The sequence below is a fragment of the Shewanella sp. SM32 genome (assembly GCF_025654235.1).
In the GTDB taxonomy this organism is placed as follows: domain Bacteria; phylum Pseudomonadota; class Gammaproteobacteria; order Enterobacterales; family Shewanellaceae; genus Shewanella; species Shewanella oncorhynchi.
The window spans coordinates 1-23,169 of sequence record NZ_JAKKRO010000056.1; the positions used below are offsets into that span (position 1 = coordinate 1).

The 23,169-nt window shown below is 45.1% G+C and carries 17 protein-coding genes; 11 read left to right on the top strand and 6 right to left on the bottom strand.

What is annotated here, in order from left to right; translation table 11 throughout:
- Nucleotides 1–239 (top strand): transposase (locus L5M10_RS18495; protein ID WP_263179589.1); only part of this gene is annotated, 239 nt, incomplete at its 5' end.
- Between the two features lie 193 nt (nucleotides 240–432).
- On the opposite strand, the gene cysS is transcribed toward L5M10_RS18495, so the two are convergent.
- Nucleotides 433–1,812 carry a cysteine--tRNA ligase gene (gene cysS / locus L5M10_RS18500; protein ID WP_212599882.1) on the bottom strand — a complete coding sequence of 460 codons (1,380 nt, stop codon included), beginning with the start codon at nucleotides 1,810–1,812 and terminating at the stop codon, nucleotides 433–435.
- Nucleotides 1,813–1,952: 140 nt separating this feature from the next.
- Between cysS and L5M10_RS18505 the strand changes: the two genes are divergently transcribed.
- Both L5M10_RS18505 and L5M10_RS18510 read left to right on the top strand, forming a co-directional pair.
- Entirely contained in the window at nucleotides 1,953–2,447 is a 495-nt protein-coding gene (locus L5M10_RS18505; RefSeq protein WP_263255714.1) for a peptidylprolyl isomerase, read from the top strand.
- Nucleotides 2,448–2,455: 8 nt separating this feature from the next.
- Nucleotides 2,456–3,181, top strand: coding sequence for a UDP-2,3-diacylglucosamine diphosphatase (locus L5M10_RS18510; protein WP_105252938.1), 726 nt, complete (start codon nucleotides 2,456–2,458; stop codon nucleotides 3,179–3,181).
- A gap of 167 nt (nucleotides 3,182–3,348) precedes the next feature.
- Here L5M10_RS18510 and miaE read toward each other — a convergent pair whose 3' ends face one another.
- Nucleotides 3,349–4,119 carry a tRNA isopentenyl-2-thiomethyl-A-37 hydroxylase MiaE gene (miaE, locus tag L5M10_RS18515; RefSeq protein WP_263181128.1) on the bottom strand — a complete coding sequence of 257 codons (771 nt, stop codon included), beginning with the start codon at nucleotides 4,117–4,119 and terminating at the stop codon, nucleotides 3,349–3,351.
- 283 nt (nucleotides 4,120–4,402) lie between these two features.
- On the opposite strand from miaE, the gene L5M10_RS18520 reads away from it, so the two are divergent.
- On the top strand, nucleotides 4,403–4,999 hold the full coding sequence (locus L5M10_RS18520) for a Yip1 family protein (protein ID WP_105252940.1): 597 nt from the start codon (nucleotides 4,403–4,405) through the stop codon (nucleotides 4,997–4,999).
- A 179-nt stretch (nucleotides 5,000–5,178) separates the two neighbouring features.
- Here L5M10_RS18520 and glnS read toward each other — a convergent pair whose 3' ends face one another.
- From glnS to L5M10_RS18535, 3 genes are all read right to left on the bottom strand, one after another.
- Nucleotides 5,179–6,849 (bottom strand): glutamine--tRNA ligase, encoded by a 1,671-nt coding sequence (glnS, locus tag L5M10_RS18525; protein WP_173245638.1) that lies wholly within the window; start codon nucleotides 6,847–6,849, stop codon nucleotides 5,179–5,181.
- Nucleotides 6,850–7,065: 216 nt separating this feature from the next.
- Nucleotides 7,066–9,360, bottom strand: coding sequence for a Fe(2+) transporter permease subunit FeoB (gene feoB / locus L5M10_RS18530; RefSeq protein WP_105252942.1), 2,295 nt, complete (start codon nucleotides 9,358–9,360; stop codon nucleotides 7,066–7,068).
- A complete protein-coding gene (locus L5M10_RS18535) occupies nucleotides 9,353–9,592 on the bottom strand; it encodes a ferrous iron transport protein A (RefSeq protein WP_028760477.1) in 240 nt (79 codons plus the stop codon). The genes feoB and L5M10_RS18535 overlap by 8 nt, the downstream gene beginning before the upstream one ends.
- 440 nt (nucleotides 9,593–10,032) lie before the next feature.
- Between L5M10_RS18535 and L5M10_RS18540 the strand changes: the two genes are divergently transcribed.
- From L5M10_RS18540 to L5M10_RS18555, 4 genes are all read left to right on the top strand, one after another.
- A complete protein-coding gene (locus tag L5M10_RS18540; RefSeq protein ID WP_263205662.1) occupies nucleotides 10,033–10,992 on the top strand; it encodes a DmsE family decaheme c-type cytochrome in 960 nt (319 codons plus the stop codon).
- A 13-nt stretch (nucleotides 10,993–11,005) separates the two neighbouring features.
- Nucleotides 11,006–13,156: an MtrB/PioB family decaheme-associated outer membrane protein gene (locus tag L5M10_RS18545; RefSeq protein ID WP_263205665.1), complete on the top strand. Its 2,151-nt coding sequence runs from the start codon at nucleotides 11,006–11,008 to the stop codon at nucleotides 13,154–13,156.
- Between the two features lie 35 nt (nucleotides 13,157–13,191).
- Nucleotides 13,192–15,108 carry an OmcA/MtrC family decaheme c-type cytochrome gene (locus L5M10_RS18550; protein ID WP_263205669.1) on the top strand — a complete coding sequence of 639 codons (1,917 nt, stop codon included), beginning with the start codon at nucleotides 13,192–13,194 and terminating at the stop codon, nucleotides 15,106–15,108.
- 248 nt (nucleotides 15,109–15,356) lie between these two features.
- Nucleotides 15,357–17,549 (top strand): OmcA/MtrC family decaheme c-type cytochrome, encoded by a 2,193-nt coding sequence (locus L5M10_RS18555; protein WP_263255715.1) that lies wholly within the window; start codon nucleotides 15,357–15,359, stop codon nucleotides 17,547–17,549.
- 42 nt (nucleotides 17,550–17,591) lie between these two features.
- On the opposite strand, the gene L5M10_RS18560 is transcribed toward L5M10_RS18555, so the two are convergent.
- The gene (locus tag L5M10_RS18560; RefSeq protein ID WP_263205673.1) at nucleotides 17,592–17,753 is read right to left on the bottom strand and encodes a hypothetical protein; all 162 of its coding nucleotides are present in this window, start codon (nucleotides 17,751–17,753) and stop codon (nucleotides 17,592–17,594) included.
- Nucleotides 17,754–17,891: 138 nt separating this feature from the next.
- Between L5M10_RS18560 and L5M10_RS18565 the strand changes: the two genes are divergently transcribed.
- The 3 genes from L5M10_RS18565 (at nucleotide 17,892) to L5M10_RS18575 (ending at nucleotide 23,014) form a co-directional block, all read left to right on the top strand.
- Nucleotides 17,892–19,844 (top strand): OmcA/MtrC family decaheme c-type cytochrome, encoded by a 1,953-nt coding sequence (locus L5M10_RS18565; RefSeq protein ID WP_263205676.1) that lies wholly within the window; start codon nucleotides 17,892–17,894, stop codon nucleotides 19,842–19,844.
- A 68-nt stretch (nucleotides 19,845–19,912) separates the two neighbouring features.
- Nucleotides 19,913–20,914: a decaheme c-type cytochrome MtrA gene (gene mtrA / locus L5M10_RS18570; protein ID WP_263205680.1), complete on the top strand. Its 1,002-nt coding sequence runs from the start codon at nucleotides 19,913–19,915 to the stop codon at nucleotides 20,912–20,914.
- Between the two features lie 12 nt (nucleotides 20,915–20,926).
- Nucleotides 20,927–23,014: an MtrB/PioB family decaheme-associated outer membrane protein gene (locus L5M10_RS18575; protein WP_173245655.1), complete on the top strand. Its 2,088-nt coding sequence runs from the start codon at nucleotides 20,927–20,929 to the stop codon at nucleotides 23,012–23,014.
- Nucleotides 23,015–23,169 lie beyond the last annotated feature (155 nt).

Consider the following 23,169-nt stretch of genomic DNA (forward strand, 5'->3'; position numbering starts at 1 on the left):
TTTCGCACAATATTGAGTTGCATTATTTACCGCCTTACAGCCCGAACCTCAATCCGATAGAAAGACTGTGGAAGGTCATGAATGAGCACGCGAGGAACAGCGTGTACTTCAAAAATAAGCGAGATTTCAGGTCCGCACTGGATAAATTTTTCAAAGAAACATTACCCGATATTGGTGAAAGTTTAGCGTCGCGGATCAATGATAATTTTCAGCTCTTTACCCACGCATCTTCAGGTTGATTGGGTATAGGTTCTAAGTTCTAAGTTCTAAGTTCTAAGTTCTAAGTTCTAAGTTCTAAGTTCTAAGTTCTAAGTTCTAAGTTCTAAGTTCTAAGTTCTAAGTTCTAAGTTCTAGCAAGCATAAAAAAACCTGCATGATGCAGGTTTTTTATTTACTGAAGATTTTCTTGAATTAAAAATATAGCGAATAAGCTTATTTCTTACGCCAAGTGGTGCCACTTGGACCATCTTCAAGCACAACGCCCAAAATATCTAAACGATTACGCGCCACATCCGCAGCAGCCCAATCCTTTTCGGTACGAGCACGGTTACGCTCAACGATTAAGGCTTCGATTTCGGCCACTTCATCGTCACTACCGCCACCTTGAAAGAAGGCCTCTGGCTCTTGGCTTAATAGACCTAACACATCTGCTAATTGCTTCAAGGTGACCGCTAACGCAGATGCCTGTGCCATATCGGTCAGTTTTAAACGATTGATCTCACGCACCATATCAAATAGAACGGAATATGCTTCAGGTGTATTAAAGTCATCATCCATCGCCGCTTTAAATTTCGCGACAAACTCTTCTGCTGGCGCCGCAGCAACAGTCAAGTCGACATCTTTAATGGCGGTATATAAACGCTCTAAAGCTGAGCGAGCTTGTTTCAAGTTATCTTCTGAATAATTCAGTTGGCTACGATAATGGCCAGATAATAAGAAATAACGCACAGTTTCAGCATCATAGTGACCAAGCACATCGCGAATGGTGAAGAAGTTGCCTAAGGACTTAGACATCTTTTCACGGTCAACCATCACCATGCCAGTGTGCATCCAATAGTTGACGTATGGCGTGTCATGGGCACAGCAAGACTGAGCGATTTCATTCTCATGATGTGGGAACTGTAAGTCAGAGCCGCCGCCATGGATATCAAAATGCAGACCTAAATGTTTGCTGTTCATGGCCGAACATTCGATATGCCAGCCAGGACGACCTGGTCCCCATGGGGATTCCCACGTTGGTTCGCCAGGTTTAGACATTTTCCACAACACAAAATCCATTGGATTTTGCTTGGTTTCATCCACTTCAACCCGAGCACCAGCTTGCAGTTGATCTAAATTCTGGCCCGATAAACGGCCATAATCAGGATATGAGGCCACGCTGAAAAGCACATCACCATCGCTCGCCACATAGGCATGGCCACGGGCGAGTAATAACTCAACCATGTCGATGATTTCAGCAATGTGAAGGGTCGCGCGCGGTTCAAAATCGGGGCGCAACATATTTAAGGCATCGAAGTCTTGGTGCATTTCACCAATAAGACGCTCGGTTAAGGCTTCACAGCTTTCGTTATTCTCGTTAGCGCGCTTGATGATTTTGTCATCAACATCAGTAATATTGCGCTGAAAATTCACTTCATAACCCGCGTAACGCAGGTAGCGCACTATCATGTCGAAGGAAACAAAAGTACGGCCATGACCAATATGACAGAGATCGTATATGGTCACACCACACACGTACATCCCAATTTTCCCGGGATTAATTGGCTTAAATTCCTGTTTTTGGCGGGTAATACTGTTGTAAATCTTCAACATCGATATTCTCTTCAATGATACATTCAGGTGTAAAATCAAGGAGTCAGTCTATCACGGCCTGACAGGTTTTGAATACTGCACTTTGCGCGCAATCCGAGATAAGTTAGAATCGCGCCACTATTTACACTGAGTATGAAAACATGATCACATTACACACTAATTTGGGCGACATTAAACTGCAACTGAACGCTGAAAAAGCACCGTTAACAGTAGCAAACTTCATGAAATATGTTGACGAAGGTTTCTTCGAAGGCACTATCTTCCACCGTGTGATTGACGGTTTTATGATCCAAGGTGGTGGCTTCAACGAAGACATGAGCCAAAAGCGTTGTAACGAGCCAGTGAAGAACGAAGCCAATAACGGTTTATCAAACCGTACTGGTACTGTCGCTATGGCGCGTACTTCAGATCCACATTCAGCTACTGCGCAGTTCTTCATTAACGTGAACAACAACACTTTCCTCGATTTTAAATCAGAAACCTCACAGGGCTGGGGCTACTGCGTATTCGGCGAAATCGTTGAAGGCATGGACATTATCGAAAAAATTAAAGCTGTTAGCACTGGTAACCGTGGTATGCATCAAGATGTGCCATTAGAAGCCATTGTGATTGAAAAAGTCAGCGTCGCGGCATAATACGGCGAATGCGAACTCTATTTATAGGCGATCTGCACCTGAGTGCAGATCGCCTTGATATCACCCAAGCGTTCACTCGCTTTCTCGACACTGAACTCGATGATGCCGACGCCCTTTATATCTTAGGCGATTTGTTTGAAGTCTGGGTTGGTGATGATATTGCCTTACCTTTTGCCCTCGACATCGCCGAAAAACTCAAGCAAGTATCACAAAAGTTGCCCGTGTATTTTATCCATGGCAACCGTGACTTCATGCTAGGCAAACAATTTGCGCGCGCCGCAGGCATGCAAATTTTACCCGAAGTCACTCGCCTCAATTTATACGGTGTCGACACTGTAATTTTGCACGGCGACAGCTTATGTACTTTAGATAAGGCCTACCAACGCTTTCGAAAACTGCGCAGTTTATCGCTGTCTCGTTGGCTGTATGGTTGTTTATCCAAGAAAACCCGTCAGGGCATTGCTGATAAAATTCGCAGTAAGAGCAAGAACAGCAATAAGCAAAAAAGCTACACTATCATGGATGTAGAGCCCAATGCGGTCGATGTGTTATTTGCCAAGACACACACTAAGCATATGATCCACGGTCATACCCACAGACCAGCCATTCATCAACTTGCTAATGGCTGTAAGCGTATAGTGGTTGGCGATTGGTATGAACAAGGCAGTGTGCTCAGTGTGAGCGCTGAAGGGATTAATTTACAGTCCTTACCCTTCGACCCTATGATGACCTAAAGGCATTGGCTTAAGTAGGCCTCATTTAGCGTTACTTAAGCTTAAATAGCTTAAATTTTTAGCTTTAATAGCTTGAAAATACTGTGATTAACGGTTTTTTAGAACCGTTAATCGTTTCAGCTATATGGACTTAACTCTACTCGTTTGGGGAAGCAAAACCGTTCAAATTAATTTAATAGAGGCGACCCACTGTGGAAACGAAACTCATCATCCTGCGCCAAAATCAACTCCGCTTCTAACTCGCCAAAGTACTTCACTCGCTCGCTAATATCCTCAGGTGAAACCAACTGAGCTAACGCAAGATAATCTTGATAATGTCGCGCTTCAGAGCGCAGCAGTGACACATAAAACTTACTCAGCTCACCGTCTAAATAAGGCGCGAGTTTAGCGAAGCGCTCGCACGAGCGAGCCTCAATATATGCCCCTACAATCAACTTATCCCGCAAAATATCTTTCTCATGAGTTGTCACATGACTCATCATGCCCTTGGCATAACGCCCCGCGCGAATATTGCGGTAATCAATACTGCGCTTGTGCATTAAATCCAATACTTGTTCAAAATGATGAAACTCTTCTTTAATCAAGCGGATTAAAGGTGAAACTAAATTCGCAGCAAACTTAAAGTTGGGCTTAGGTATAAGGTCAGTTACCAACTCATTCTTTTTCACATCACGGGCTAAAAAACTTTCCACATCATGTTCTTGCGAATAAATAAACTCTTCATAGGGTTTAGCCCACGCCAACAGAACTCGACCACTGTCTTTATCTAACGCATATTTTCTTAGCAAAAAAATCGCTGTCTGAGCGGCTTTTAACTCACAGTTACAATGGTCGATCAGCAACTCATCCAAGGAATCTGATTTTATCGCGACATCAATCCAAGTTTGCGGTGTTTCACAGTGAAGAAATGCGTGGATGGGGGCAAGAAGTTGCAGCATGGACTCACTCAATATCATTCTGAATATCGCACTATTTTACGCATATTTACTCATAAGCTATAGCATTAGGCTTAAGTAAACTTGACGCGCTGAACTTTTTGTTCAATAAATAATCTACACTCTAAAGAACTGAGATCCTGATCACACAGCCTCTCACTTCTCGATGTGTAACCAATCGATGGATAAAGAGACAGGACACTATTTTAACCTCGATTGTAGAGCTGTTATCAGCTCGTCTGACGTTTGGCGAGCCATTCATCAATGCTGAACAAGGATAATTATAATGATACTGAATCACTTAATGGGGCTATACACTCATCCAAAACAAGAGTGGCAAACCATTGAAAAAAACCATGAGGCACTGAAAAGTAGCTTAAGCCATGTAGTACTTATCGCCTTAATTCCGGCGGTGTGCAGCTATATAGCTACAGCTTACATTGGCTGGAATCCTGGCGCTGGCGATCCTATTTACCTTACACCACAAAGCGCCCTGTTTATGTCCGCAGGCATGTATTTAGGCCTGATTGCAGGTGTATTCGCCCTTGCCTATTTAGCCTATTGGATGGCAAAAACCTTCGATGCTAACCCAACTTACACCCAAGCATTAGAGCTCGCGTCCTACACTGCAACCCCGTTGTTTATGGTCGGTTTAGCCGCATTATATCCAGTGCTATGGTTTATCATGATAGTAGGGTTGATTGGTTTAGCCTACTCAGTGTATTTACTGTACGCGGGGGTGCCTATCATTATGAATATCCCTGAAGAGAAAGGTTTTATCTACGCCAGCTCTATGGTGACTGCAGGCTTAGTACTCTTGGTAGGGCTAATGGCAACTAGTGTCATTTTATGGAGCTTAGGCTTTGGTCCTATGTACCAATAACCATTTTAATTCATCACAAATTTAATCAACAGCAACTCAAGCTCTACGTCGCAATTGATTTGTAGCAGAAAATAAAAAAGAAGGCCACAAAGGCCTTCTTTTTTGAGTTAAATTAACGCTTTGAGCGAGTTAGCAGATCAGTTTGACTCATTCAGTCAAAAAGCTCCACTTAAGCAAAATCACTCGAAAGAATCACGCAGCGCTACGGTTAAGTTAAACACTAAATTATCCGGCGATGAATCTTTGCTGTCAGCGCAGAAATAGCCTTCACGCTCAAACTGATAGGCTTGTTCCGCAGGTGCATTCACTAGGCTTGCTTCTGCAAAACCTTGTACAACGATCAATGATTCAGGGTTTAACACTTCATCCACAGTCTCTGCCGCAGCAGGATTAGGATCGGTAAATAAACGCTGATAGAGACGGAATTCAGCAGGCTTAGCTGTAGATGCCTCAACCCAATGGATCACGCCTTTAACTTTACGGCCATCAGCAGGGTTTTTACCTAAAGTTTCAGGATCATAAGTACAGTAAACCGTCGTGATATTGCCTTCGCTGTCTTTGTCACAACGTTCAGCTTTAATCACATAGGCATTACGTAAACGCACTTCTTTGCCTGTAACTAAGCGTTTGTATTGTTTATTGGCTTCTTCTTTAAAGTCAGCCACATCGATCAATATTTCTCGGCCAAAGGCTAATTCACGCGTCCCCATGCTCTCATCATTTGGATGAGCGGCCGCTTGAATGTACTCAAGTTCACCTTCAGCATAGTTTTCAATGATGACTTTCAATGGACGTAATACGGCCATCGCACGCGGTGCATGTTCGTTCAATTCTTCACGAATACACGCATCTAACATGCCGACTTCAATCATATTCTCTTGCTTAGTCACGCCGATACGTTGACAGAACTCGCGAATTGACGCCGGTGTATAACCACGGCGACGTAAGCCTGCAATCGTTGGCATACGTGGGTCATCCCAACCTGACACGAGTTTACGGGTCACAAGGTCGTTCAGCTTACGTTTAGACATCAAGGTATATTCGAGATTTAAGCGGGAAAACTCGTATTGACGAGTACGATTCGGCGCTTGAAAATCGTTCAAATTATCCAACACCCAATCGTATAAACGACGGTTGTCTTGGAACTCTAATGTACATAAAGAGTGGGTAATATGTTCTAACGCATCAGAAATACAGTGCGTGAAGTCGTACATTGGGTAAATGCACCACTTGTCACCTGTTTGATGATGATGGGCAAAACGAATACGGTAGATGATAGGATCACGCATACACATGAATGGCGATGCCATATCAATTTTGGCACGCAATGCGCACTCGCCTTCTTTAAAACCACCGTCGCGCATCTTAGCGAATAAGGCGAGGTTTTCTTCGACTGATGTGTCGCGGAAAGGACTGTTTTTACCTGGCTCTTTTAACGTACCACGGTATTCACGGGTTTCATCCGCATTCAAAAAACACACATAAGCCAAACCTTTATTAATCAGTTCAACCGCATATTGATGTAACTGATCAAAATAGTTTGATGAATAGCGAACATCGCCATCCCACTGGAATCCAAGCCAACGCACATCCGCCTGAATAGAATTAACATAATCAATGTCTTCTTTTTCAGGATTAGTATCGTCAAAACGTAAATTACACAGACCGTTATAGTCTCGCGCTATCCCAAAATTTAAGCAGATAGATTTAGCATGACCAATATGAAGATAGCCATTCGGTTCCGGCGGGAAACGAGTCTGTACACTCGTGTGCTTACCGCTTTGTAAATCTTCATCTATGATATTACGAATAAAGTTACTCGGACGTACTTCAGTGTCCACATGACTCATGGAATTCCTCTTTGCGAACAATGGCAATTTTAAGAAAACCAGCATGATCCTACAGATCACCACTAGTTACAATGCCTAGGGTTAAAAACTCTGGTTTTTGACTGTCTGGGGTTATAACCGCGATAGTAAAACAATAAAAGCAGCCATGAAAGCTGCTTTTATCTTTGACCTAACTAAGCTGACATTTATTATTCAGTCACGCCGACTCAGTAAATCTTACTCGGTGATAATGCGGATCCCAGGAATAATCTGCTGGCTTCTTTTACCTTTACGTTTCAACCACAGATAAAAAGCGGCTAATGCAAACAAGAAGAAACCAATCCACAGACTTGATTGAACTGGGTGCTGCGTAAAGGTAGCTGCTTGATAAACTACCGTTGCAGAACCATAAGCCAGTGAGAAAGTCCACGTTGCCGCGAACGTCGCCCACCGAGAACCAAACTCATGCACTAAGGCGCCCATTGCCGCAACACAAGGAGTATAAAGTAAGATAAACAGCAAGTAGGAGAAAGCCGCAACTTTACCACTAAAACCTGCTTGTAAAGCACCGAAAGTCGATGTCGCAACACCTTGTTCTTCAGCAACGGTTTCTTTGTTGGTTAAATCACCGACCGACAGTTTAAGCGGATCTTCAAGATCTAAACCAAACAAGTTAGCTGGAATCGTTGCCAGAGCCGCATTAAAGCTTTCGCTCAATGGTGCAAGCTCTTCATCTGTCGGCGCCGCGCTACTGTATAGACTGTTTAAGGTACCAACAACCGCTTCTTTGGCGAAAATACCCGTGATAATACCGACGGTTGCAGGCCAGTTATCCTGCTCTATGCCCATAGGCGAGAAGATAGGCGTGATTTTTTGACTCGCGACACTCAGCAAAGATGCTTGGCTATCTTCATGGCCAAATGTGCCATCAACACCAATAGCATTGATAAAGTTCAATAAGGTCACGACTAGAACAATCGTTTTACCTGCGCCTAAAATAAAACTCTTAGTGCGTTTACCTGTACGAACCATAACAGCTTTCAGCTTAGGTAGTTCATAACTTGGTAGCTCCATCACCACTGCACTACTGCTGCCGGGTAATAAAGTGCTTCTGAGTAATAAACCCGTACCGATAGCGGCAAAGATACCAATAATATACAGCAAGAAGACTAAATTCTGACCTGAATCAGGGAAGAAAGCCGCCGCAAATAGTGCATAAACCGGAAGACGTGCACCACAGGACATAAATGGTGCCATCATCCCTGTCACAATACGCTCACGCTCACTGCCTAAGGTTCGCGTCGCCATAATTGCAGGCACTGAGCAACCAAAACCGACAATCATAGGAACGAATGCTTTACCAGGCAGGCCAATACGACGCATTAAACCGTCAACCACAAATGCAGCGCGCGCCATGTAGCCAGAACTTTCGAGGATCGACAAACCGAGGAAAAGCGCCGCAATAACAGGAATAAAGGTTGATACGGTTTGAATGCCTTGGCCGACACCGCCCGCTAAGATAGTGACCAACCAAGCCGGAGAGCCCATGCTCGTCAAGAATGAACCGAAGTGATCGACAAACAATGCGCCAGCAAAAACATCAAAGAAATCAATAAAAGCACTGCCAATATTAATGCTGAACATAAACATCAAATACATCACAAACAAGAACACAGGAATGCCAAGCACAGGATGTAAGACGAGTTTATCTAATTTGTCACTGAGGGTGAGGAACCCTGACTCTTTCACTGAACCTTGAAAAACTTGTTCAACGAAATTAAAGCGCGTGGTCGCCACCATCACTTCAATATCATGGCCTTGCTGAGCGATAATCTGAGTACAGGAATTCACTTCATCCTGCAGTTCAGCATTTTTACAGCTACCACAACCCGAACCATTACCTAGCATAGCCAAAGCGCGGCCGCGACTTAATTGGGCATCTTTGCTGCAGAGTAACTGCACGCCCGCTTCAATTTGTTCATCATAATGAAGCACTAATGGGGCTTCTGAGACTCGGCCTTGAAGTAAATCGAGTACCTGTGCCTGCACTTTAGCGACATCGGCAGGATCTCGCGAACACACGCCAATCACAGGGCAACCCAGCTCTTGGCTCATTTTCTTTAAATCGACTTTAATCCCACGTTTGACAGCCGAATCAATTTTATTCAGCACCACTACCATAGGGATAGCGAGTTCACGTAATTGGGCTGTGAGATATAAGTGACGTTCGATATTAGTGGCATCGACTAAATTGATAATGCCATCGACACGTTGCTCAGCAAGATATTGCTGCGCAATTTGCTCATCAAGTGAACAATCGCAACTATTACCCGCAGGAAGAAGGTCGTAAATACCCGGTAAGTCTGTCAGATAGACGTCAGCACCGTTTAAGGTGAAATGACCAGTCTTTTTTTCGACCGTAACACCAGACCAGTTACCCACTTGTTGATTTGCGCCTGTTAGCGCGTTAAAGAGTGTAGATTTACCCGCGTTAGGGTTTCCTACTGTGACGCAATGAAACTGCTTAGCCATTCGTCTTTTCCACCTCAATGATGTCTGCCAAATCTCTGCGCATACAAAGTTTACTACCACGAATATCCAGTTCGAGACCAGAACCCATAGGTGCGTATCGGATCAATAAAAAACGCGTATTTGGCGTGATCCCCATGGACAACAACTTGCGCTTCACGGTTTGTGGCAGCGCCAAACGCCCCACTTCAGAAATAAGACCGCGATCGCCGGGACTGAGTTCGCTTAACTTCATTACGTATTCCACCTTGCAACAGGTTCAGCTCGAAAAACTGCACCCATTGTAACCGAGCGATGACACTAATAACTTTACCTAGATCAAGATTTTTGATTGGTAACGATAATAGTTTTCAATTGTGTTGGGTATTATGTGATAAAAATTCCAATGAATAAACGACCAACCGAAAATAAAAATCTGCACCTTTGCATTAGTGACTATAAAGCGATGCACAGAAGTCAAAACGCTGTAAACAAATCCCACCCGAAACAAGTGTGATCAAAATCACACTTAATCTATATCGCCTGTAAAATCATCCCTCTTTACAGTGAAAAGACCACGCAATGTTAAGCACGTGTCACGCACTTGTTCTAATATTAACCGAGCTCAATAAGCTAAATTAGCAATGTCGAAAGCGTAAAAATAACAAATATAAATGCACTCGGGAAAACATAACCATGGAAATAGGGCTAAAGTTCAGAAGCATAGCTAAGGCTATGCTATGTATTTTGTTATCAATCGCGAGCGTTTCGGCCTCAGCGACCCCTTGGGATGACAAAAAACCAGAAGAAGTTGTTGCGACATTAGACAAAAAATTCGCCGAAGGTAAGTATTCCGCTAAAGGCGCTGATACTTGCCTGATGTGCCACAAAAAAAGTGCCGTGGTGATGGCGATATTTGAGGGGGTTCATGGCAACCCCAAGGTGAAAGGTTCACCCATGGCCGATTTGCAGTGCGAAGCCTGCCACGGCCCGTTAGGGAATCATAATAAAGGTGGCAAAGAGCCGATGATCACCTTTGGCGCAAACTCCCCTGTTCCCGCGCAAAAGCAAAACAGTGTCTGTATGAGTTGCCACAATGACAGTCAACGTACCGCATGGAAAGGCAATCACCACGATAACGCCGATGTCGTCTGTAGCAGCTGCCATCAAGTGCATACCGCAAAAGATCCTATCAGCGATAAAGCCAATGAAGTCGCCATTTGTACCCAATGCCATACCCAACAAAAAGCCGATATGCACAAGCGCTCGGCGCATCCATTACAGTGGCAACAAATGGTGTGCAGTGACTGCCATAATCCCCACGGCAGTTTAAACGATTCAAGCTTGAAGCAAATGAGTGTTAATGAAAATTGCTATAGCTGTCATGCCGAAAAGCGCGGCCCTAAACTGTGGGAACATGCCCCCGTCACCGACAACTGCGCTAATTGCCACAATCCCCATGGCAGCGTGAACGAAGCCATGCTGATCAGCAAACCGCCACAACTGTGTCAGCAGTGTCACGCTTCGGATGGCCATAGCAGTAATGCCTATTTTGGCAATCAAACCAATGCCTTCACTTCTGGTAATTCCTGTATGAATTGTCACGGACAAGTGCATGGCTCTAACCATCCTTCTGGCAAATTACTACAGAGATAACAAGGGAATGATCATGCGAACAGCTAAAATGTCCTACCCTAGCGCTTATTTCTCCCTCACTTTGCTGGCTTGGGCGATAAGCGGTGTTTTGACTCAAGCACACGCCGAAGGTTATGAGCTGCAAGAAGCGAATCGAAGTAACATAAAGACCGAGGCATGGAGCTGTAAGCAATGCCAACCTAAGACAGGTCATATTGGCAATGTCAGTACCAGCCTCGCTTACAACGATAGTGAGGACAGCCGTTTCGGTAACAGTACTGGGACAGATAACGAGGGTCTCGTTGGCGCCGTCGGTGCGGATATGATGTACAAAACACCGTCGGGTTATCAAACCGAGCTGGTCGCGGACAAGTTAGGCTTTGACGCTGGCTCTGCCATGCTCACAACCGGAAGGCTGGGAAACTATCAAATCAACTTGGGTTATAGAGGCTTAGCAAACTATAACCATAATCAACTCAAAAGCCCCTATACCTCAGCGCAAGATAAAATGTTATTGCCCGATAACTGGATAACAGGCGGCACAACGCAATCTATGCCTATGTTACAGAGCAGCCTTGTTAGCCAAGATTTAAGCATTCAACGTGATCGCTTTAGTATTGGTGGTTACTACGCGGGCAAAATATCACCTGAAGGTGACAATAACAGTCACTACAAAGCCTCGCTAAACTATCAGCATGAAGACCGTAGCGGCGCCAAAAAGACCAGCGCCAATATACTCACCAATAGCGTTATGCTAGCCCAACCAATTGATGACAGTACTGATGAAGTCGATGCGAGAGTTTATTTTAACGGTTCAGGCTGGCAAGCAGGCATCAATAGCCAAATCAGCCAATATAAAAATGATCACCAAGCCATGCAGTGGCAATCAGCCTACACACCCACCTTTGGTGCAGCATACTTAGGCCAGAATGCGGTCGACCCCGACAATAAAGCCTACCGAGTTGCCGCAGAAGTCTCAGGGGGGGCAAATGGTCAAAATGTATTGATGCACGCAGGCTTTAGCCGCATGACCCAAGATGACACCTTTATTCCTGCCACCATCAATGGCCCATCGCCCGTCCTGCCTGCGGATACCTTAAATGGCCAAGTCGATATTGTAGAGATGGACCTTAAATATTCAGGACGGATCAACCAAGATTTAAGTATGCAGGCAAGTTACAACTATCAAGACAGAGATAATAAAACGGCTCAATTAGACTTTCCGCAGATCGTCACCGACAGTATTAATCAAGGCACAGCCCAAAATAGCCTTTATGATAAGCGCACCAAAAAACTCGAACTTAAAAGCAAATACCGTTTTACCTCAGCGGCTTATGCCGAAGCGGGTTACAGCCATAATGAAAACGATTATGCCGAACTCGACCGCCAATCCATCGATGAATCTGGCGTGTTTGCTAAACTAAGTTATCGCTATTCGCCCGCATGGTCAGCTTGGTTGAAAGGAGAAGCACTAGAGCGAGATGGCAGTGAATATCATCCCGTCGCAACCACTCAAAGTTCAAGTAATCCTTGGCTACGTAAATCCTACCTTGCCGATAGAAAAAGACAGAAAGTCACCTTACACACGGATTATCAGAGCGACATTGGTCTATCTCTTGGTGCCAGCTTACACAGTATTAATGACGACTATCATCATACCCTAGTAGGTCTAACAAAGGTGTCCTATCTCGGTTACGACTTGTCAGCCCAATATATGCTGAGCAGTGACCTCAATTTAACCGCCTTTGTTAACCAAGATTGGCGCGATTCAGACCAAGCGGGCAGTAATTCCTTCTCGACACCCGATTGGTACAGCACTGCAGAGGAAAAATCGACCTTGATTGGTGCAGGGCTTAGTTATCAAAACCTGCTCAATCATCACCTCGATATTGGTTTGGATTACAGCTATTCCGATGGACAGAGTGATACCGAAGTGACCTACGGCATCACCAGCCCCTATGGCGATTTTTACGCCCGCAAACACAATATTAATGCCTACGCCAAATATAAGTTTGCCGACAGTATGTCGCTGCGCGTCGATTGGTTATTTGAAAAATATCAAGATGCTAACTGGCAAAACCAAGGCACAAGCTGGGACACGATTCCCAACGTACTCAGTTTTGGTGATATGGGCCACGACTACAACGCTCACTACTTAGGCTTGACCTTAAGCTACCAAATGTAACTTAGGCACTGACAGCGCATTCCAAGGATAGAAATATGAACAAGTTTGCAAAAATTCGCACTCAATTCAGTCTTATGCTGGCCTTAGTCTCGCTATTAAGCGCCTGTGGCGGTGATAACGGCCAAGATGGTAATCCCGGTGAGCCTGCGAAACCGCCAGCATTAACGATAACTAGCCTTAACATCATGGTCGATAAAGTCGCGATGACAGATGGCATTGCTCAAGTGGATTTTCAAGTAAGCAATCAAGATGATGAAGCCGTGATTGGTATCCCATCGGCGACATTTATTGCTGCGCAGCTTCTCCCCCAAGGTTATACAGGAGCGGGGAATAGCAGTGAATGGCAGCACTTTACCGCTGAAACCTGCGCGACAACTTGCCCTGGCAGTCTCACAGATCATAAAAATGGTCACTACAGTTATACCTTCAGCACCGCATTTAATGGCATGAATGGAGTGACGTTTATGCCCGAAGCGACCCAAAGAATGGTGGTCAAAATTGGCGGCGATAAACTTGCCGATAACACGCCCTTACCTATAACCAATCAGCATTATGACTGGCAATCTTCAGGTAGTAATGTCGCTTACACCCGCAACTTAGTCACAATAGAGACCTGTAATAGTTGCCACAGTAATCTAGCTTTCCATGGCAGTAGATATGATCAAATCGAAACCTGCGTCACCTGCCATAACAGCAAAAAAGTCAGTAACCCTGATATTTTCCCACAAATGATCCACAGCAAACATTTAACCGGCTTCCCGCAACCCATTAGTGACTGCCAAACCTGTCACGTCGATAAGGCTGAGTTAACCGAACAGCAAAACTGGCGCAGAGTCCCGACCATGCAAGCCTGTGGTGCCTGTCATACACAGATCAATTTCCCCGCAGGCGAAGGACACCCAGTGCAAACAGATAACAGTAACTGCGTGGCGTGTCATAATGCCGACTGGACCGCAAGCGTACACAGTGATGAAGCTAAAACTGCGGCATTGATGCAATTTAGCCCAAGTATCACCAGCGCCAGTATGGATGCCAATGGTACGGTCACTGTTGCGGTTAAGCTGATGAATCCAGCCACAGGAACTGTGTATAGCGAAAGTGCCGATAAGCTAAAACTTATCAATGATTTAAGGGTATATGCCAACTGGGGAACCAGTTTTGATTATGCGACCCGTTCAGCTCGCTCGATTAAACTGCCGGAATCCACACCCATATCAGGCTCTAATGGCATTTATACCTATACGATAGCGGGCCTTACCGTGCCAGCAGGCACTGAAACGGATCATGGCGGACTTGCGATTCAAGGCAGAGTCTGTGCCAAAGATAAAGTACTGGTTGATTGCACGACTGAACTGGCGGAAGTGTTAGTGATTAAATCCAGCCACAGTTATTTTGATATGGCAGCATTGAGCAATGAAGGTCGCCGTAGCGTTGTGAGTAATGCAAGCTGCGGTAATTGCCATGGTGATCAAAAACTGAATATTCACGGCTCACGTAACGATCTCGATGGTCAATGCCAGCTATGCCATAACGCCAATATGCTGGCCGATGCGACGGCAGCCAATCCTTCAATCACGTCATTTGACTTTAAGCAGCTGATCCACGGTATTCACACCAGTCAATTCACGGGGTTTGAAAGCCTAAACTACCCAGGAAAAATCGGTAACTGTGCCCAATGCCATGTTAACGATACTGCGGGAATTTCTACCGTCGCCCTCCCCTTAAATTCAGCGGTGCAACCCCTTGCCCTCAATAACGGCACTTTTACCAGCCCAATTGCCGCTGTGTGTAGCAACTGCCATTCAGATACCAGCACTCATAACCACATGGCTCAGCAAGGTGCTGTTTTTGCAGGTACAAAATCCGATGCAACCGCAGGAACTGAAACCTGTGCTTTCTGTCATGGACAGGGCGGAGTCGCGGACGTGTTGAAAGTGCATCCAATAAACTAACCCTATGATGCTGGCCTAAAAAGGCCAGCAACTGCAGATATAAAAGGAACTCATACGATGCAGCCATCTACTCCTAAAGAAATAGTCAGATCTCAGTCAGATTACCCGCCTAAAGTGACTGATAAATACCAGTGACTTAGTTAGCCTTACAGATGGAAAACTAATTCCACACATCTTATGCGGGTAATGAGATTTATTCTTATTTGCCAAGCGTTTGATGATGATTACAACTATTGCAGGGAAATATCATGATGAAACGGTTCAATTTCAATACCGCAACAAAAGCGATGTTGGGTGCCGGTTTACTCTCTCTACTACTCGCCGGTTGCGGTGGTAGTGACGGTAAAGATGGTGAAGACGGAAAACCGGGCGTTGTCGGTGTTAATATCGATTCAACTCCTACACTGAAAGCAAGTTTCACTAACGCCACAGTCGATGCAGGTAAAGTGACTGTTAATTTCACATTAGAAAATGCGAATGGTGTGGCTGTACTTGGCTTGAATAAAGATCACGACATTCGCTTTGGTATTGCGCAACTTAGCCACGTAACAGTAGCAACAGAAGATCCAGCAAAACCCGCTGACCGCGGTTACCAATGGCAAGCCTATATCAATACGAAAAAAGAACCTGGCACAGTGCCTTCTGGCGTGGATAACCTCAATCCATCCGCTCAATATCAAGCCAACGTTGAAGCTGCAGCCAAGTGTGATACATGTTTAGTCGATCATGGTGATGGCAACTACAGTTATACCTATCAAGCCAATATCGCCAATGTCACTGAGCCCTTAGCCATCACTTACAGCGCTGAAGCGACTCAACGTGCAACCTTAGAGCTTGAGTTACCACAACTTTCAGCAAACGCACATTTTGACTGGCAGCCTTCAACAGGTAAAACAGAAGGAATCCAAACACGTAACGTTGTTTCAATAACAGCCTGTTACACCTGTCACCAACCAGAAAGTTTAGAGTTACACGGCGGCCGCAGAGTTGATATTGAGAACTGTGCATCTTGCCATACGGCAACCTCTGGTGACCCTGAATCAGGCAATAGCATTGAATTTACTTACATGATTCATGCTATCCATAAAGGTGGCGAACGTCATACCTATGATGAAACTGGAGCGGAAGTTCCTGCACCATATAAAATTGTGGGGTATGGCGGTAAAGTCATTGACTATGGCAAGGTTGGTTTCCCATTAAAACCTGCCGCGGATTGTGCAGCCTGTCACGTAGAAGGAACGAACGCGCCAGCTAATGCCGATCTATTTAAGGCTGATTTAAGTAATCAAGCCTGTATTGGTTGTCACACTGAAAAACCATCTGCTCACCACAGCAGCAATGACTGTGTTGCCTGTCATAATGCAACTCAACCCTATGGTGGAACAGGCAGTGCGGCTAAACGTCATGGCGATGTGCTGAAAGCTTACTCTGACACTAAAACTATGGGTATTAAGTTCAGCAATGTAGGTGTCAATGCCACAGGCAAAATCACTTTCGATGTTCAAGTTATTGATAAAGATGGCAATGCGATTGACAAAGCCTTCGTGAACCAGGGCTCGCGTGTTGTAGTTGCATGGGATTCTGATAAAGACTTCCCGAGTTCTGCTACGGCTTCTTACAGTAACCGTCGCATTGCTCTAAGTGAAGGTACCTATAACGAAGCCAATAAAACCTACTCATTGACTGGCACTAAGTTCAATTTACCCGCAGATGCAAATGGTAAAACATTCGAACTATGGTCAACATTGGAAGTATGTTTCAACAATGGTGGCTATGGCGTTGCGGATGTTGTGATGACAGATTGTGCGACAGCTAACACACACAAAGTCCCAGTCAAAGAAGCTCCTTATCACTTCGTTTGGAAAGATAATGCTGTGGATAGCACAGCTAAAGCAGCTACTCGTCGTGATATTATTGACCCAACAAAATGTCAAGGTTGTCACAATCAAGAAATTCACCACTATGACAATGGTGTAAACTGCCAAACTTGTCATACATCAGACAAAACCCTTAAAGCCGATTCAAGCTATCCTGGTGGCAAAATCCCAACTAGCTTTGCTTGGAAAGCTCACGAACGTGAAGGCCATTATCTAAAATATGCAGGCGTACAATCGGGCACTGTGCTTAAAACTGATTGTGCTACATGTCATACTGTAGATAAATCAAACGTCATTACAGGTATTACCTTAGGCCGTGCACCTGAACGCACATGGCGTTTTGGTGACATCAACAATAACGGTACCGATATTTGGGTCTCTTCTGATGCAGGCGCATGTTTAAGCTGTCACCAGAAATATCTCTCTGATGCCGCTAAATCTCATATTGAGGCTAACGGTGGTATCTTAAACGGTACTAGCGCAGCCGATGTGCAAACCCGTGCATCTGAAAGCTGTGCGACTTGCCATACACCAGCTCAATTGAGTGAAGTCCACGGTAACTAAACAGATGTAACGCTCTCATTCAGAGCAATGTTTTTATTGTTATTAAAGAGAGAGGTTGTTACCTCTCTCTTTATATTCTTCCCTTTCAAAACCCCGCTGTTTTTTTGTTCTAGAATCATTTTTACCTCTCGCTTTAAATACCTCTTTAGAAATAGAAAGATCCAAGTCACACATTAGCAAAGGCCTTGGAGATTTTAAGGTCATGTTAGGTTAGCCTTTCCTTGGGGAATTCTATTTCCAGCATCCACTTAAGTCGCTTCTAATGACCAAAAACACAGACATAGAATCTGTTGGCTCTAGAACATAGCGTTTAAGCAATGCCAAACCTATGCAGGGAAAAAAATGATGAACGCACAAACAACTAAAATCGCACTGCTGTTAGCAGCAAGTGCAGTCACTATGGCCTTAGCGGGCTGTGGTGGCAGCGATGGTAATGATGGTAATCCCGGTGAACCTGGTGGCGAACCTGCTCCAGCGATTCAAACCCTTAATTTCGCCTTTGACAAATCTGTCGTCACTAACGGTATTCCGAGTGTTGAGTTTACCGTCACTAACGAAAATGATTTACCCGTTGTTGGCCTACAAAAAATGCGTTTTGCCGCAGCACAATTAATCCCACAAGGCGCAACTGGTGCAGGTAATGCGTCACAATGGCAGTACTTTGGTGATGAAACCTGTGATGTCGCTGCAACATGCCCTGGGACTTTCGTTGACAAGAAAAACGGTCACTACAGTTATACTTTTAGCATGAACCTGACTGCTAACACTAAAGTCACCTATAACGAACAGTTAGCTCAACGGGTATTAATCCGCGCTTATAACACTCCGCTTCCCGATGGTACTCAAGTACCAAACAGTAACGCCTTTGTCGACTTCACTGCCGATACTGGCGCACTGCCAACATATAGTCGCAAAATTGTCGCCACAGAAAGCTGTAATACTTGTCACCAAGATTTAGCCAATGTTAAACATGGCGGCGCGTATTCTGACGTTAATTACTGTGCAACTTGCCACACAGCCGGAAAAGTCGGTGTTGGTAAAGAGTTCAATGTTCTCGTTCACGCTAAACACAAAGACCTCACCTTAGGCTCATTAGAAAGCTGTCAAAGCTGTCACGTTGCAAATGAGGCTACGCCTGATTGGAGTAATTGGTCACGTATCCCAACTGCTGCCTCATGTGGAAGCTGCCATAGCGCAGTGGACTTTGCTGCTGGTAAAGGTCACTCACAACAGCTAGATAACTCCAACTGTATCGCCTGTCATAACAGCGATTGGACTGCAGAACTGCACACAGGTAAGACTGCAGACAAAAAAGCCGTTATCGCTCAGTTAGGTATGTCAGCAGCACTTGCTGGTCAAGCTGATGATACTGCAGTATTAACCGTGTCTATCTTAGACAAAGATGGTAACGCAATTGATGCGGCAACCGTTCAAGATAAGATTAAACGTTTAGAGTCCGTTACCAACGTTGGCCCTAACTTCCCGATCATGGGCTACAACCCAAGTCCAGGTAGCGGTAAAGCGAAAATAGCGAAAGACTTAGTCAAAGATGGCGCCCTGCAAGAAGGTGTAACCTTAGTTGACGGTAAATTGGTCTTTACAACACCCGTTCTACCTTTCGGTGCAGGCGATACTGATACCGCCTTTACCATTATCGGTTTAGAAGTGTGTAGCACTGGTACAAGCTTAACTGCATGTACCGCAGACAGCGCAACAACGAGCATGAAAGCCGAACTAGCTTTTGGCACTAAGTCTGGTAAAGCACCGAGCATGCGTCATGTTAACTCAGTTGAGTTTGGTACCTGTCAAGGTTGTCACGGTGATAGCTTCGAAATTCACAAAGGCCACCATGCGGGTTTTGTGATGACAGAACAGCTATCACATGCAAAAGATGCCAGCGGTAAGCCAATCGTCGGTGTGGATGCGTGTGTCGCTTGTCATACCCCAGATGGTACCTATGCAAGTGGTGCTAACAAAGGTGCGTTGGAGATGAAATTACACGTTGTTCATGGTAAACAAGGTGTCATCAAAGAATGTACCCAATGTCATAACGACTTCAACCTAGATGCATTCAAGGTCAAAGGCGCTCTGGCAACAACTGCGGGTAAATACACCACGCCAATCACTGCCACTTGTACTTCATGCCACGCGCCAGAATCTATTGGCCACGGCTTAGAAAATATGGGCGCGATTGTGAACGGTGATTATGTTCAAGCCAATCAAGCGGCGCAGTCAGAAACCTGTTTCTACTGTCACAAACCCACACCAACAGATCACACTCAGGTGAAGATGTAATTTGCCCAAGCAGGGGGAGTTCGCTCCCCCTTTCTTGAATTTTGTTGGGACAAATTGGGAAGCCTATTATGAAGAACAGCCTAAAAATGAAAAACCTACTGCCGGCACTTGTCATCTCCATGGCAATGTCTGCAGTGATATCTTTATGCATCACACCGAGTGCACACGCCTCAAAGTGGGATGACAAAATGACTCCAGAACAAGTCGAAGCCACCTTAGATAAGAAGTTTGCCGAAGGCAGCTACTCCCCTAAAGGTGCCGATTCTTGTTTGATGTGCCACAAAAAATCTGAAAAAGTGATGGACCTCTTCAAAGGTGTTCATGGCGCCATTGATTCATCAAAGAGCCCAATGGCTGGCCTGCAATGTGAAGCCTGTCATGGTCCTATGGGTCAACACAATAAAGGCGGCAACGAGCCGATGATCACTTTTGGTAAGCAATCGACCTTAAGTGCAGAAAAACAAAACAGTGTCTGTATGAGCTGTCACCAAGATGATAAACGCGTATCTTGGAACGGTAGTCACCATGACAATGCCGATGTTGCTTGTGCCTCATGCCACCAAGTGCATGTCGCAAAAGATCCTGTGTTATCAAAAAACACCGAAATGGAAGTCTGTACTAGCTGTCACACTAAGCAAAAAGCAGACATGAATAAACGCTCAAGTCACCCACTAAAATGGGCTCAAATGACCTGTAGCGATTGTCATAATCCCCATGGGAGCATGACAGATTCCGATCTAAACAAGCCTAGCATTAACGAAACCTGTTACTCCTGCCACGCCGAGAAACGCGGCCCAAAACTGTGGGAACATGCACCCGTCACTGAGAACTGTGTGACTTGCCACAATCCTCACGGCAGTGTGAATGATGCCATGTTGAAAACCCGCGCACCGCAGCTGTGTCAGCAATGTCACGCTAGCGATGGCCACGCCAGCAATGCTTACTTAGGTAACACTGGTTTAGGTTCAAACGTCGGCGACAATGCCTTTACGGGTGGAAGAAGCTGTTTAAATTGCCACAGTCAGGTCCATGGTTCAAACCATCCATCTGGCAAGCTATTACAGCGCTAAGGAGACGAGAAAATGAAATTTAAACTCAATTTGATCACTCTGGCGTTACTAGCAAACACAGGTTTTGCAATAGCGGCCGACGGGTATGGCCTAGCCAATGCCAATACAGAAAAAGTCAAAATGTCCGCTTGGAGCTGTAAAGGCTGCGTTGTTGAAACGGGTACGTCTGGCACTGTGGGTGTTGGCGTAGGTTACAACAGCGAAGAGGATATTCGCTCGGCGAATGCCTTTGGGACTTCAAACGAAGTTGCGGGTAAATTTGATGCCGATGTCACCTTCCGTGGTGAGAAAGGCTATCAAGCCAGCGTTGAAGCTTATCAACTGGGCATGGATGGTGGCCGTTTAGATGTCAATGCGGGCAAACAAGGTCAGTATAATGTCAATGTAAACTATCGCCAAATCGCCACTTACAACAGTAATAGTGCCTTAACGCCCTACTCTGGTGTCGGCAGCGATAATTTAACCTTGCCAGACAACTGGGTAACTGCGGGTTCAAGCAGCCAGATGCCGTTACTGATGGACAACCTAAATGCCTTAGAACTGTCGCTCAAACGTGAGCGCACAGGGTTAGGTTTTGACTATCAAGGTGAATCCCTGTGGAGTACGCATGTGAGCTACATGCGTGAAGAAAAAACCGGCTTGAAAAAAACATCAGGTGGATTCTTTAACCAATCCATGATGTTAGCTGAGCCAGTTGATTACACCACTGACTCCATTGAAGCTGGCATTAAACTAAAAGGCGATCGTTGGTTCACTGCACTTAACTACAATGGCTCAATTTTTAAGAACGAGTACAACCAGTTAAACTTCGACAGTGCCTTCAATCCGACCTTTGGTGCTCAAACCTCTGGCACACTCGCCCTTGACCCTGACAACCAGTCACACACAGTGTCGCTCATGGGTCAATACAACGACAATACAAATGTGTTAACAGGTCGTGTGCTTGCGGGACAAATGAGTCAAGACCAAGCATTAGTCACTTCAGGCTATGGCTATCAAGTGCCAACAGAGGCCGTTGATGCCAAAGTTGACCTCACAGGGTTGAACTTAAAAGTCGTCAGTAAAGTGACTAACTCACTGCGCTTAAGTGGTAGCTACGACTATAGCGACCGTGATAACAATACTCAAATTGAAGAGTGGACCCAAGTCAGCATCAACAATGTCAATGGTAAGGTGGCCTATAACACCCCTTACGATAACACTAGCCAACGCTTCAAAGTGGCGGCGGATTATCGTATTACCCATGGACTGAAGCTTGATGGCGGCTATGACTTCAAACGTGACGACCGTAATTATCAAGACCGTGAAACCACGGATGAAAATACCGTTTGGGCACGTTTGCGCGTTAACAGCTTTGAAACTTGGGATATGTGGGTTAAGGGCAGTTACGGTCAGCGTGATGGTTCGCAATATCAAGCTTCTGAATGGACATCTTCTGAAACCAACAGCCTGTTACGTAAGTACAATCTGGCTAACCGCGACAGAACCCAGATTGAAGCTAGAGTCACCCACTCGCCAATCGACAGCTTGACCATAGATTTCGGTGCCCGTTACGCATTAGATGACTACTCTGACACAGTTATTGGCTTAACTGAGTCAAAAGACACCAGTTATGATGCCAACATCAGCTACATGATCACCGATGATTTACTGGCGACAGCCTTCTACAACTACCAAATCATTGAGTCTGAACAAGCGGGAAGCAGCAACTACAGCACCCCAACGTGGACAGGATTCATTGAAGACAATGTAGATGTGGTCGGGGCAGGCCTGAGCTACAACAACTTGCTTGAGAACAAGTTACGCATGGGATTGGATTACACTTATTCAAACTCCGACAGTAACACTCAAGTCAGACAAGGTATCACAGGCGACTATGGCGATTATTTTGCCAAAGTGCACAACATTAACTTATATGCTCAATATCAAGCCACCGAGAAAATGGCGCTGCGCTTGGATTATAAAATTGAGAATTATAAAGACAATGATGCCGCCAATGATATCGCCGTCGATGGGATCTGGAACGTCGTAGGCTTTGGCAGCAATAGCCATGACTACACAGCGCAAATGATCATGCTGAGCATGAGTTACAAACTCTAATCGATACTGTTCATAACACGAAAAGCCCGCATTTTGCGGGCTTTTGTTTAAGTGCAACAGGATCTTTTAAAGCGATAACATCATGGCAGATAACAGTAAAAATCTTGAATGAGATCAGACTCTGGCGCAAAAGTCCGCCCATAAAAAGCTTAATC